The sequence below is a fragment of the Pseudomonas haemolytica genome, from assembly GCF_009659625.1.
Lineage (GTDB): Bacteria > Pseudomonadota > Gammaproteobacteria > Pseudomonadales > Pseudomonadaceae > Aquipseudomonas > Aquipseudomonas haemolytica.
This window is the reverse complement of the sequence record NZ_VOIW01000004.1, coordinates 598,002-610,729: the sequence shown is the minus strand read 5'-3', so window position 1 is coordinate 610,729 and position 12,728 is coordinate 598,002. Positions and strand designations below refer to the sequence as shown.

Here is a 12,728-nt window from a genome sequence, read left to right as displayed (position 1 = left end):
CTCGGTTAAACCTTCTCTATCAGGAGCTCATCATGGAATTGCCAGTGCATAGCTTGCCGTCGTTGTTCAAACAGCTTGGATTGGACGATGACCCGGTCAGTATTGAAAAATTTGTGGTCGCTCATTCGCCGCTCAAGCCGGAGTTGAAACTGGCGGAGGCGTTCTTCTGGACGGATAGCCAGAAGGCTTTTTTGCGTGAGGAAATTCTGGAGGATGCGGATTGGGCGGAGGTGGTGGATGAGTTGAACCTGATGTTGCGGGGTGGGCGAGGGGTGTAAAAAGGCTGGAGGGTAGCCACTGGCTTGAAGCCGACGCCGACCTAATGTGGGAGCGGGATTGCTCCCACATTTTGTTTTGTTGTGTGGCAAATATCGCGATTTGCTGATGCCTACACCGGAACCCGCTTTACTCAAGCCACAGCCCACCACTCATCCGCGAAATTGTTTCAAAACTTGACGCATTGGGATCACTCCACCATATTAATAGTTAGCAAACTAACTGTATGCGAACTATCCAGTGTCCCAATCCCTCGAACAACTCCAGATGAACCTCAGCAGCAGCATGGTGGTGGGCGCCCGTAACTGGCGCAAAATCTGCCAGACCACGCTGGTGAGCTATGGCATTTCCGAAGCCTGCGCCGTGCCGTTGTTGATGATCGGCCGCTTGGGCGACGGTGTGCATCAGGTCAAGGTAGCCCAGGCTTCCGGGATGGAAAGCCCGTCGCTGGTGCGCCTGCTCGACCGGCTCTGCAACGACGGGTATGTCTGCCGCACCGAAGACATCCACGACCGCCGCGCCAAGGCCCTGAGCCTCACCGAGCGTGGCCGTGAGCTGGTGCAGGCGGTGGAAGCGCAGTTGGTACGCCTGCGTAACGAAGTCCTTGCGGATATCGCCCCCACCGATCTGGAAGCCGCGCTGCGCGTGCTGCGGGCCTTCGAGGCGGCCGAGGCTGTGACGCCTTGAACGGTTTTTTTACTGGCTTCCCGCCTGCCCGCGACTGGTTCTATGGGGTCCGCACATTCGCCGCATCGATGATCGCGCTGTACATCGCCATGCTGATGCAAATGCCGCGTCCGTACTGGGCGATGGCCACGGTGTATATCGTCTCCAGCCCGTTTGTCGGCCCCACCAGTTCCAAGGCCCTGTACCGCGCCATCGGCACTTTCATGGGGGCGGCGGCGGCGGTGCTGTTTGTGCCGATGTTCGTGCAGTCGCCCTACCTGTTGGTGGTGGTGATTGCGTTATGGACGGGCACCTTGCTGTTCCTCTCCATGCACCTGCGCACCGCGAATAACTATGCCCTGATGCTGGCCGGCTACACCTTGCCGCTGATCGCCTTGCCGGTAGTGGATAACCCGCTGGCGGTATGGGATGTGGCCGAGGCGCGTACTGAAGAAATCTTCCTCGGTATCGCGGTCGCGGCGGTGGTGGGGGCGATGTTCTGGCCACGGCGCCTGATGCCGGTGTTCGATGGCTCAGTGGCCAAGTGGTTCAGCGACGCCCAGGTCTACAGCCAGCGCTTCCTCACCCGCCAGGTAGACCCTGAAGCCGTCAGCAACCTGCGCGGCGGCATGGTCGCCACCTTCAATACCCTTGAGTTGATGATCGGCCAATTGCCCCACGAAGGCGCGCGCCCGCAGACGGTGCGCAACACCAAGGAACTGCGTGGGCGCATGATTCATCTGCTGCCGGTGATCGATGCGTTGGATGACGCGGTGTACGCCATCGAGCACCGCGCCCCGGAGTTTCTTGACCGGCTCAAACCTTTGCTGGAAGAAGCCAACGCCTGGCTGCAAAGCACCACCGAGCAAGCGCCGCTGGAACGCTGGCGTGTGTTGCGCGACAAGATTGACGCTGCGCAACCCCAGGGCGAAGCGCTGGATGATCGCCACACGCTGCTGTTCTCCAACGCCCTGTACCGGCTGGGTGAATGGATCGACCTGTGGCAAGACTGCCGCAGCCTGCAAGCCGCCATCCAGTGCGAAAGCCAGGACACCTGGCGCGCCGTTTACCGCCACTGGCGCCTGGGCCGGCTGACGCCATTCCTCGACCGTGGCCTGATGTTCTACTCGGCGTTTTCCACCGTCACCGCGATCATCGTCGCCTCGGTGCTGTGGATTCTGTTGGGCTGGACCGATGGCGGCAGCGCCGTGATTCTGGCCGCCGTCGCTTGCAGCTTTTTCGCCTCGATGGATGACCCGGCACCGCAGATTTATCGGTTCTTTTTCTGGACCGCCATGTCGGTGCTGTTCGCCAGCCTGTACCTGTTTCTGGTGCTGCCCAACCTGCACGATTTCCCCATGCTGGTGCTGGCTTTCGCCGTACCGTTTATCTGCATCGGTACGCTTACCGTGCAGCCACGGTTCTACCTGGGCATGCTGCTGACGCTGGTGAACACTTCGTCGTTCATCAGCATCCAGGGCGCCTATGACGCCGACTTCCTCAACTTCGCCAACGTCAATCTGGCCGGGCCGGTGGGTTTGTTGTTCGCGTTTGTATGGACCTTGATTGCACGGCCCTTCGGTGCCGAACTGGCGGCCAAGCGCCTCACCCGTTTCAGCTGGCGCGACATTGTCAGCCTCACCGAGCCTGCAACCCTGGCCGAGCACCGGCACATGGCCGCGCAAATGCTCGACCGCCTGATGCAACACCTGCCGCGCCTGGCTCTCACTGGCCAAGACACCGGCATCGCCCTGCGCGACCTGCGTGTAGCGCTGAACCTGCTCGACCTGCTGGCCTACTCGCCGCGCATCCTCGGTGTGCCACGGGTATTACTTAACCAGGTGGTGGAAGGCGTGGGCGGCTACTTCAAGGCGTGCCTCAAGGCGGGTGAACGCTTGCCCGCGCCCAGCGGTCTGCTGATGACCCTGGACCGCACGCGCCGCGCCCTCAACGGCCAGGGCCTGCAAGACGAAGACGACACTCGCCTGCATCTGCTGCATGCCTTGGCCGGCCTGCGCCTGGCACTGCTGCCCGGCGTGGAATTCATTGGCGGCACTGAGATGGAAGCGCCGCTACCCGATGGAGCGCCTTTATGATCGGTGATCTGGATATCAGTGGGGTGTTCCTGCCCACGCTGCTGGTGCTGATGGGCATTACGTATGTGTTGTTTCTGGTGGTGCACGGGCTGTTGACGCGCATGCACTTCTATCGCCTGGTCTGGCACCGGGCATTGTTCAATGTGGGGCTCTACGCGCTGTTGCTGGGCGCGGTGGACTCACTCAGTCGATATTTGATGACATGAAAAAACCTTTTTTGACCATCGGCCGTGTCGTCCTGACGCTGTTGATCGTGAGTTTCGCGGTCGTCGTCGTGTGGCGCATGGTCATGTACTACATGTATGCGCCCTGGACCCGTGACGGGCACATCCGCGCCGACATCGTGCAGATCGCCCCGGACGTGTCCGGGCTGATCCAGCGCGTCGACGTGCGCGATAACCAGCTGGTGACCAAGGGCCAGGTGCTCTTCGCCGTTGACCAGGACCGCTTCAAGCTGGCCCTGCGCCAAGCCCAGGCCGCCGTGGCCGACCGCCAGGAAACCCTGGCCCAGGCCCAGCGCGAGTACAAGCGTAACCGTGGCCTCGGCAACCTGGTGCCCAGCGAGCAACTGGAAGAAAGCCAGTCCCGCGTCGCCCGCGCCCAATCGGCCCTGGCCGAAGCGCAAGTGACGGTGGATTCGGCCCAACTCAACCTCGACCGCTCGGTGATCCGTAGTCCCGTGGACGGCTACGTCAACGACCGCGCACCGCGTACCCAGGAATTCGTCACCGCCGGGCGCCCGGTGCTGTCGGTGGTGGACAGCAATTCCTTCCATATCGACGGCTACTTCGAAGAGACCAAGCTCGATGGCATCCATGTCGGCATGGGCGTGGATATCCGTGTGATTGGCGACAACGCCCGCCTGCATGGGCATGTGCAGAGCATCGTCGCCGGTATCGAAGACCGCGACCGCAGCAGCGGCTCCAACCTGTTGCCCAACGTCAACCCGGCGTTCAGCTGGGTGCGGCTGGCCCAGCGGATCCCGGTGCGCATTGCCTTCGATGACGTACCGGCGGACTTTCGCATGATCGCCGGGCGTACGGCGACGGTGTCGATCATCGGCGATAAGGTTAAAGATGGAGAACAGCCATGAAGCGGCTGTTGCCAACCGCTGCGTTGGGGTTGCTGCTGTCGGCCTGCCAAGTGGTGGGGCCGGATTACAAGCTGCCGGAACAGGCCGCGGTCAACCGTGGCGACCTGCAAGGGCCGATCATGGGCGAGGGCAGCAACGTGGTCTCGGCGCCGGTGCCGGCCGATTGGTGGAAGTTGTATAAAGACCCGCGCCTGGACCAACTGGTGCACCAAGCCATGGCCTCCAACACCGACCTGCGCGTGGCCGCGGCCAACCTGCAGCGCTCGCGTTACCAGGTGCAGCAGGCCGAATCCGCTGGCGGCTGGAGTGCTGGCGCCAAGGCCGAGGCCCAGCGTTTGCAAGAGTCGGGCGAAGCGTTTTTGCTGCCGGAAAAAGTCCCGGTTGGCAATATCGGTAGCGTCGGCATCACCACGTCCTACCAGTTCGACCTGTTCGGCACCTTGCAGCGTGGTATCGAAAGCGCTCAGGCCAGTGCAGACGCGACCCAGGCTGCTGCCGATATCGCCCGCATCACGTTGGTCGCCGATGTGGTGCGCTCCTACACCCAGGTGTGCGCGGCCAACGAAGAGCTGGCGATTGCCAACGAGTCCCTCGACCTGCAAGCCCAGAGCACTAGACTGACCCAGCGCCTGCGCGATGCCGGGCGCGGCGATGAAACCCAGGTGACGCGTTCGCAAACCCAATACAAATCCCTGCGCGCCGACATCCCGCGCTATGAAGCCTCGCGCCAGGCCGGGTTGTTCCGGCTGTCGATGTTGCTGGCCAAGCCCGTGGACCAACTGCCTGCCGGCACAGGCACTTGCGCCGAGCTGCCGCACATCGCCCAACTGCTGCCGGTGGGCGACGGCGCCACGCTGCTCAAACGTCGCCCCGATGTGCGCCAGGCTGAACGCCAACTGGCTGCCGCCACCGCACGTATCGGCGTGGCGACCGGCGCGCTGTACCCGGATATCAGCATCGGCGCCACGGTAGGCACCGTGGGCCTGCTGGAAAACCTCGGTACACCAGCCACCAACCGCTGGGGCTTTGGCCCGATGATCAGCTGGACCGTGCCGACCAACGGCGCCCGTGCGCGTATCCATGAAGCCGAAGCCGCGACCCAGGGCGCCCTGGCACACTTTGACGGCGTAGTGCTCAACGCCATTCGCGAAACCCAGACCGGTCTGGCGCAATACACCGCCGTGCTGCAGCGCCGCGACGCCCTGGCCGAGGCCGAACAATCGGCGCAAGAGGCCGCAGGCCAGACCCATCGCTTCTTCCAGGCCGGTCGCGAATCGTTCCTGGCCGACCTGCAAGCCACGCGCACCTACACCGATATGCGCGCGCAATTGGCAGCGGCCAATACCCAGGTTGCCATGAGCCAGATCGATCTGTTCCTGGCCTTGGGCGGCGGCTGGGAAAGCGGACGAACGCAAGCATCACAACCCGGCAAACCCTGAGCGGATTGCTATGCTTTGTCTGGTGAGGCGCCGTGACGTCTCACCCGACAAAGCTCGCGTTTGCTCATGGGGATTCCAATAATGAAAAACCCTTATGCTCCCGCTTTCTGGTGCGTGCTCTTCGCACTGGTACTGTTATCGGCCGCGTATTTCTATGGCGTCATGCTCGCCCATCAACTCGACAAGGCCATGGTGTTCCTCGACAGCGCCTGCCTGGTGATCGGCACCTTGTCCATCGGCGTGGTGGCCTGGGCGTCTTATCAAAACCAGCGGGTGAAACGAAAGCTCCTCGAGCAAGGCAAGACCCGGGTGGCCATCTGGGACACCAAGGTCGCCCTGCGCCGCGTCGAAACCGTGTTCGACCGCTATTTCTGGGGCAGCTACTGGCAGCCCGGGCGCACGTTCCAGGAAGTCATGGGTGACCTCACCGGTACGCCGCTGGAAAAAAGCCTCGAAGTCCTGAAAAAACAATGTGTGTTGCTTGACCGGCAGGTAGCCGACGGCAGGCACTGGCTGAATAACGCGCGGGAATTGTCCGATGTGGCCACGCAAATGGCCCGTGAGCGCTACCAGCTGGATTTCTGCGATCCCAAGGCCGACACCCCCGGCAATGCCGTGATACACCGCGAGTTTGAGGTGCTGGTGTACACCTGGACCGCACGTTTGAAGAGTTTTGATCACCAGTTGGACGAAATCGAACTGGAGTACTCCTGAACTACTGGCGAACTGATCCCTCTGAAAGGCTGGGCCGTTTGCGGCCGCCAGTGCTAATCTTCCCCCGTTTTCGGCGGGCTTGAGCCAACCCCCTCGGGGTTCAGGGAAGACAGCCCACTTCTCACAGGATTGATCAGGTCACTTCATGAATAAGCCAGCAGTTGTTTTCTTGGGTTTTGTTGTCGCCATCGGCGCTGTCAGTGCGGGCGGCGCCTGGTACACCGGTAAACAACTGGAGCCGGTCCTGCAGACCGCGATCCAGAACGCCAACAAAGAGCTGCAGACCTCCATGGCCGGCGTCGACGGTACCTTGGCCCTGGAACTGGTGTCCCTTGACCGTGGCGTGTTCAGCAGTACCGCGCACTATCGCCTCAAGGGCCAGGGCAGCGTCTTCGGTGAAGACAACCCGACCCCCGAGTTGCTGTTCGTCGACCATATCGAACATGGCCCGCTGCCGTTCTCGCGTCTGGTGACCCTCAAATGGCTGCCGGTCATGGCCACCAGTCATTACGAACTGGAAAAGAACCCCACCACGGAAAAATGGTTCGCCGCCAGCAAAGACGTGTCGCCGCTCAAAGGCGTGGCGAATATCGGCTATAGCCGTTCGGTCAGCGGCAACGTCGAATTGCTGCCTCTTGAGTTCAAGGACGACACATCTTCGGTGAGCTTCTCCGGCGCCAACCTGGACTTCGACAGCAGCGCCGAAGGGAAGAAGGTCAAGGCCGAGGGCTTCATGAATAGCCTCAAGGTCGCGGCGGTGGATGCCAATGGCGCACCGTTCGAAGCGCAACTGAACGGCCTGACCGTGGCCAGCAACCTGGAGAAATCTACCTTCGGTTTCTACACCGGCCAGAACACCGTGGAGCTGACCGACACCAAGGTCACCTTCGGCCCGCAGAAAGCCGTGCTGACCCTCAAGGGCTTCGAGCAGAAAGACTCCAGCGAGACCAAGGACAACAACCTGGCCGGCCGCGTCGACTACAAGATTGACGAGATCGGTTACCAGGGTAAGCCGGTAGGTTCGGCCGCCATGGCCGTGAGCATGAAGAACGTTGATATCCCGGCGATGCTGGTGCTGACCAAGCTCTACCAGGACAAGATGCAACCGGTGCAAGCCGCCGCCGCTGCCGGTCAACCGGTGCCGGAACTGCAACTGACCGAAGCCGAGCAGACCCTGGCCGAGGCCAACGTCAACCAGGTGCTGGCCGCCAAGCCGCAACTGGCCGTGGAAAACCTATCGCTGAAAACCACCCACGGCGAAAGCAAGTTCAACCTGGTGGTCGACCTGGCCAAGCCAACGTCCATGGAACTGCCGCCGGTTGAACTGGGCAAGCAGATGGTCTCGCTGCTGGATGCCAACCTGACCCTGTCCAAGCCGATGATCAGCGATGTAGCTGCTCTGCAAGCCCAGGTAGGTGGTGTGACTGACCCGCAGGCTATCGAGCAACAATCGCAGATGGCGGCCGAGATGGTCAGCGGCATGGCCGTCGGCACCCAACTGGCGACCCTGGTGGGTACCGATGTGGTTTCCAAGCTGCACTACGCCAACAATGAAGTGACCTTCAACGGCCAGAAGATGACCGTTGAGCAGTTCATTGGTTTTGTGATGTCAAAAGTTGGTGCAGTAAGCGGCGCTCAATAAGCCTGGAATGCGGTAAAAAATGTGGGAGGGGGCTTGCTCCCGATGGCGGTAGGTCAGAAAAAATATACTGACTGACACTCCGCCATCGGGAGCAAGCCCCCTCCCACATTTGGTTTGTGTGCCAGGCAAAAAATCTGTGTCAGCCAATTCTGAACAATTGTTCTGAATTGCCCTCCCTCTGACGTCGCTAAGCGATAGTTCCTACAGGAAAGCTAGGCCGGGTCATTAGATACCGGCGCCCTGATGCGTTTCGCTCAGGACCATCTATCGTTAGGGCTTTCCGTGTGTAAGGAAGCTCACGATATGCTGCGAAACCTCCCCTACAGTGCCTCAGGCCGGTTGCGTCTGCTTATTGGGGCAGCCCTGTGCAGCCAATTGCTGGTCCCGGGCCTCGCTTTCGCCGACCCCGCCTACGACGCGCTGATCATCCAGGCCCGCAACGGTAACTTCACGCCGGCCCTGAACCAACTGCGCCAACTGTCCACCGAACGCCAGACCCCAGGCCAGGTCAGCGACCACCTGGTGATCGCCGGTTGGGCCGGGCAAGACGCCGAAGTGCTGAAGGTGTATGAGGCACAAGGCAGGAATCGCAACCTCACCACCCAGGCACTCGCCACGGTGGCGCGCACATACCGTAATCAAAAGCAGTGGGCCCAGGCCGAGGCGGTCTATCGCCAGGCGCTGCTGCGTGAACCGAATAATGTCGACCTGCAACTGGGCCAGGCCCTGACCCAGGCTGATGGCGGCAAAGCCAACGAAGCGGTGCAACGCTTGCGCGCGATGGTGGCGGCGCAACCCAATGACCCGAACCGTCGCATGGCCCTGGGTTATGCGCTGACGCGCGCCGGCTTGAACTACGACGCGCTGTTTGAGTTTGACCAAGCCTTTACCCGCGCCGGTGACAAGCCCGAAGTCGTTCGCGAATACATTGTCGCCCTGCAAAACGCGCGCTTGCCGGAACCGGCCCTGCGCCTGTCGGCCAAGCGCCCCGGCGTGGTGGACGCGGTCACCCAGCGCCGCCTGGAAGGCGACCTCGCCGCCGAGCGCGTGCGCATGGCCGAGTTCGCCACGCGCACTGAGAAGGAACGCTATGTCATCGCCGATCGTGCCCTGCAGGATTACGACAGACTGATCAGCCGCTGGAGCCCTGACGCCACCGCTCACGGAGACGTGGTGGTCTGGCGCATTGACCGCCTGGGCGCGCTCAAGGCACGGGCGCGTACGGCTGAGGTCATCAGCGAATACGAAGCCCTCACGGCTGAGGGCGTGCAATTGCCGACCTACGCCGTGCGCTGGGTGGCCGCGTCCTACCTCGACCAGCGTCTGCCGGAAAAAGCCGCGCCGCTGTACCGCCAGGCGCTGGGCGCCGCGGACGCCGATGTGGGTGATCATGTCAAAGACAGCACCGCGCTGTTCTACGCCTTGTTGGAAAACGACCAGGTGGACGAGGCACGTGCGGTCGCCACGCAGCTGGCCAGCACCGAGAAACCCCGGGTGGAACTCAAGGGCTTGCCCATCGGCAACCCTAACGACGAGTGGATGGACGCCCAGCAATTGGCGGCCCAGGCCGGTACCTATGGTGCTGACCTGAACGCCAGCGAACAAACCCTGGAAGACCTGGGCAATAAAGCGCCCGGGAGCATCGGTGTGCGTTTGGCCCAGGCGGAAATGTACCGTGCCCGTGATTGGCCAAGACGCGCTGAAGACTCTCTCAAGGAAACTGAAAACCAGAGCCCCCGCGACATCGGTGTGGAAATGTCCCAAGGCTTCACCGCGTTAGACCTGCAGGAATGGCGGCAACTCGACCTGCTCACCGATGACGTCGTCGCCCGTGACCCGGACAACCGCCAGGTACAGCGCCTCAAACGTCTGCGCGACGTGCACGACATGGCCGAGGTGCGGGTGGAAGCCTACACCGGTAAAAGCTTCGGTGGCGGCAATAACCAAGAGGCCGGGGCGGTGTCAGGCAGCCGTGACTGGGGCATCGAAAGCGTGATCTACACCCCGCCCATCGACGAAGACTGGCGCGTATTCGCCGGCGTTGGCTATGGCACCGCCGATTTTGCCGAAGGCACCGGCCAGCACCGCTGGCAGCGCGTGGGGGTGGAGCGGCGCACCCGCGACATGACCATCGAAGCCGAAGTGTCCAACCATTCTTATGGCGATGGCGCCAAACAAGGCGCCAGCGTGTCGATTGCCCGCGACATCAACGACCACTGGCAGTACGGCGGCAGCCTTGGCTACCTGCTCAACACCACACCGCTGCGGGCGTTGAATGACGGTGTCACAGCCAACGGCGGCAGCGGCTTCATCCGCTGGCGCGCCAACGAAAGCCGCGAGTGGAAGCTCGCCATCAGCCCGTCTCATTTCAGCGACGGCAACGACCGCGTCGAAGCCTTGCTCACAGGTCGCGAAGGCGTCTACAGCTCGCCGAAGGTGCAAGTGGAGTTAGGTCTGGAAGTCGGTGCCAGCCGCAACAGCAAGGAAGACGCGATCTACTTCAACCCCAAGTCCGACTTCAGCGTGTTGCCCACCGTCAACGTCAACCATGTGCTCTATCACCGCTACGAAACCCAGTGGAGTCAGCAGTTCCAGCTCGGTGCGGGTACCTATAGCCAGAAGGATTACTCCACCGGCGGCGTTGGCTTGATCGGTTACGGCCAACGTTTTCGCTGGAATGACGTGCTGGAAGCCGGCGCCAACCTGAGCCTGGTCAGCCGACCTTACGATGGAGAGCGCGAACGTGATCTGCGCCTGCTCCTCGACCTCACTTACCGTTTCTAAAAGAGCCTGACCATGACCCTCCTCAGCCGTTGCTTTTTGGTCCTGGGTGTAATGCTGGCCGCTGCCTGCGCCCAGCAACCCGCGCCATTCGTTCCACCTGCCGAGCGGCCGACACTGGCCAGCGAAGCGCCGTGGCCGAAGAACCATTTCCTGGGCATTGCCTACCACGACGTTTCGGATAACGACCCAGACCAGGCCGTGGTGGCGGTGCGTACCGAACGTTTGATCGAGCAGTTGGCCTGGTTGCGGGAGAACGGCTACCAGGCGGTCAGCGTGAATCAGGTTCTCGCCGCGCGCCGTGGTGGGCCGACACTGCCGCCCAAGGCCGTGATGCTCAGCTTCGACGATGGCTATTCCAGCTTCTACACCCGCGTGATGCCGATCCTGCGGGCCTACAACTGGCCGGCCGTGCTGGCGCCGGTGGGCACCTGGATCGATACCCCGCTGAACCAGCCGGTGGACTTTGCCGGTACACCACGGGCGCGGGGCGACTTCCTGACCTGGCAGCAGATTCGTGAAGTGTCCCAATCGGGCCTGGTGGAAATCGCCGCCCATACCGACGCCAATCACAAAGGCATACTGGCCAACCCTCAGGGCAACCTTGAGCCGGCCGCCACCACGCGTCGCTATGACCCGGCGACCGGTCGCTACGAAACCGAAGCACAGTTCCAGGCGCGGATGCGTACCGACGTCGCGGCGATCTCCAACAAGATCCGTACCGTCACCGGCAAGGCGCCACGGGTGTGGGTATGGCCGTACGGCGCGGCTGACGGCACCACCTTGGCCGTGGTGGGTGAGCACGGCTATGAGATGGCGTTGACCCTCGATGACGGTCTGGATGATTCGAACAAGCTGATGAACAGCCCGCGCTTCCTGGTGGCCTCCGACCCGGATGGCGAACACTTCGCCAGCAGCATGGTTGCGGTACAGGCCAAGGCGCCGCTGCGCGTCCTGCATGTGGACCTGGACCACGTCTATGATCCCGACCCGGAGCAACAGGCGCGCAATCTTGACGTGCTGGTGCAGCGTGTTGTGGATATGGGCGCCGTCACGGTGTTCCTGCAAGCCTACGCCGACCCCAAGGGCGATGGCCTGGTGCATTCGCTGTACTTCCCAAACCGCCACCTGCCGATGCGTGCCGACCTGTTCAACCGCGTGTCCTGGCAGCTGCATACCCGTGCCCACGCCAGCGTGTTTGCGTGGATGCCGGTGCTCAGCTTCGCCCTCGACTCCAAGTTGCCACGCGTCACCCGCTGGGACCCGGAGACCGGCAAGGTTGGTACCGATCCGGATCAATACCAGCGGCTGTCACCCTTTGACCCGAAAGTGCGGCAGCTCATCGGCGAGATCTATGAAGACCTGGCGCGCACCAGCAACAGTGCAATCGACGGTGTGCTCTATCACGACGATGCGCTGCTGAGCGACTTTGAAGACGCCAGCCCAGCAGCACTCAAGGCGTATGCCGCCCAAGGCTTGCCAAACACTATTGCTGCCTTGCGTGCCGACCCTGCGGTGATGCAGCGCTGGACCCGTTTCAAGAGCCGCTACCTGATCGACTTCACCAACGAATTGACGGCGAAGGTCCGTGCTATCCGTGGCCCGCAGATACTCACCGCACGCAATATCTTCGCCGAGCCGATGCTCAACCCCGGCAGCGAAACCTGGTTCGCGCAGAACCTTGATGACTTCCTCCAGACCTACGACTGGACCGCCCCCATGGCCATGCCGTTGATGGAAGGCCAGGCATTGAAGAACTCCAATGCCTGGTTGGAAAAACTGGTGGCCACGGTCAAGGCGCGCCCCGGTGCATTGGAAAAAACCGTTTTCGAGTTGCAAGCCAAAGACTGGCGCACCAAGGCCGCACCGGATATCAGCGCCACGCAATTGGCGGAATGGATGAGCGTGCTCAAACGCCAGGGCGTCACCAGTTTCGGCTACTACCCGGACAACTTCCTGGAAAACTCCCCGGACTTGAAGACGATACGTCCGGCCCTCTCCAACCAATGGAACCCTTGATC

The 12,728-nt window shown here is 62.0% G+C and carries 10 protein-coding genes; all 10 read left to right on the top strand.

Annotated elements, in window-relative coordinates; all coding sequences use genetic code 11:
• Positions 1–32 precede the first annotated feature (32 nt).
• The 10 genes from FRT59_RS16630 to pgaB all read left to right on the top strand — a co-directional run bounded on the left by FRT59_RS16630 (position 33) and on the right by pgaB (position 12,726).
• Positions 33–278: a DUF2789 domain-containing protein gene (locus FRT59_RS16630; RefSeq protein WP_153871715.1), complete on the top strand. Its 246-nt coding sequence runs from the start codon at positions 33–35 to the stop codon at positions 276–278.
• A gap of 265 nt (positions 279–543) precedes the next feature.
• Positions 544–963, top strand: coding sequence for a MarR family winged helix-turn-helix transcriptional regulator (locus FRT59_RS16625; RefSeq protein WP_034116739.1), 420 nt, complete (start codon positions 544–546; stop codon positions 961–963).
• Entirely contained in the window at positions 960–3,038 is a 2,079-nt protein-coding gene (locus FRT59_RS16620) for an FUSC family protein (protein WP_153838551.1), read from the top strand. Before FRT59_RS16625 ends, FRT59_RS16620 begins: the two co-directional genes overlap by 4 nt.
• Entirely contained in the window at positions 3,035–3,244 is a 210-nt protein-coding gene (locus tag FRT59_RS16615; protein WP_003187469.1) for a DUF1656 domain-containing protein, read from the top strand. The genes FRT59_RS16620 and FRT59_RS16615 overlap by 4 nt, the downstream gene beginning before the upstream one ends.
• Positions 3,241–4,131 (top strand): efflux RND transporter periplasmic adaptor subunit, encoded by an 891-nt coding sequence (locus FRT59_RS16610; RefSeq protein ID WP_034116741.1) that lies wholly within the window; start codon positions 3,241–3,243, stop codon positions 4,129–4,131. The genes FRT59_RS16615 and FRT59_RS16610 overlap by 4 nt, the downstream gene beginning before the upstream one ends.
• A complete protein-coding gene (locus tag FRT59_RS16605; RefSeq protein WP_153871714.1) occupies positions 4,128–5,570 on the top strand; it encodes an efflux transporter outer membrane subunit in 1,443 nt (480 codons plus the stop codon). Before FRT59_RS16610 ends, FRT59_RS16605 begins: the two co-directional genes overlap by 4 nt.
• Before the next feature lie 81 nt (positions 5,571–5,651).
• Positions 5,652–6,284 carry a hypothetical protein gene (locus tag FRT59_RS16600; protein WP_034116743.1) on the top strand — a complete coding sequence of 211 codons (633 nt, stop codon included), beginning with the start codon at positions 5,652–5,654 and terminating at the stop codon, positions 6,282–6,284.
• Positions 6,285–6,429: 145 nt separating this feature from the next.
• Positions 6,430–7,926, top strand: a complete 1,497-nt coding sequence (locus FRT59_RS16595; protein ID WP_034116744.1) for a YdgA family protein — start codon at positions 6,430–6,432, stop codon at positions 7,924–7,926.
• Positions 7,927–8,229: 303 nt separating this feature from the next.
• Positions 8,230–10,710, top strand: a complete 2,481-nt coding sequence (pgaA, locus tag FRT59_RS16590; RefSeq protein WP_153871713.1) for a poly-beta-1,6 N-acetyl-D-glucosamine export porin PgaA — start codon at positions 8,230–8,232, stop codon at positions 10,708–10,710.
• A gap of 12 nt (positions 10,711–10,722) precedes the next feature.
• Positions 10,723–12,726, top strand: a complete 2,004-nt coding sequence (gene pgaB / locus FRT59_RS16585; RefSeq protein WP_153871712.1) for a poly-beta-1,6-N-acetyl-D-glucosamine N-deacetylase PgaB — start codon at positions 10,723–10,725, stop codon at positions 12,724–12,726.
• Positions 12,727–12,728 lie beyond the last annotated feature (2 nt).

What these genes read in the sequence shown, in the direction of transcription:
- FRT59_RS16610 (WP_034116741.1), top strand. Translation starts at nt 3,241, where the DNA reads ATGAAAAAACCTTTTTTGACCATCGGCCGTGTCGTCCTGACGCTGTTG.
- FRT59_RS16615 (WP_003187469.1), top strand. Translation starts at nt 3,035, where the DNA reads ATGATCGGTGATCTGGATATCAGTGGGGTGTTCCTGCCCACGCTGCTG.
- FRT59_RS16600 (WP_034116743.1), top strand. Translation starts at nt 5,652, where the DNA reads ATGAAAAACCCTTATGCTCCCGCTTTCTGGTGCGTGCTCTTCGCACTG.
- pgaA (WP_153871713.1), top strand. Translation starts at nt 8,230, where the DNA reads ATGCTGCGAAACCTCCCCTACAGTGCCTCAGGCCGGTTGCGTCTGCTT.
- FRT59_RS16625 (WP_034116739.1), top strand. Translation starts at nt 544, where the DNA reads ATGAACCTCAGCAGCAGCATGGTGGTGGGCGCCCGTAACTGGCGCAAA.
- FRT59_RS16595 (WP_034116744.1), top strand. Translation starts at nt 6,430, where the DNA reads ATGAATAAGCCAGCAGTTGTTTTCTTGGGTTTTGTTGTCGCCATCGGC.
- pgaB (WP_153871712.1), top strand. Translation starts at nt 10,723, where the DNA reads ATGACCCTCCTCAGCCGTTGCTTTTTGGTCCTGGGTGTAATGCTGGCC.
- FRT59_RS16605 (WP_153871714.1), top strand. Translation starts at nt 4,128, where the DNA reads ATGAAGCGGCTGTTGCCAACCGCTGCGTTGGGGTTGCTGCTGTCGGCC.
- FRT59_RS16630 (WP_153871715.1), top strand. Translation starts at nt 33, where the DNA reads ATGGAATTGCCAGTGCATAGCTTGCCGTCGTTGTTCAAACAGCTTGGA.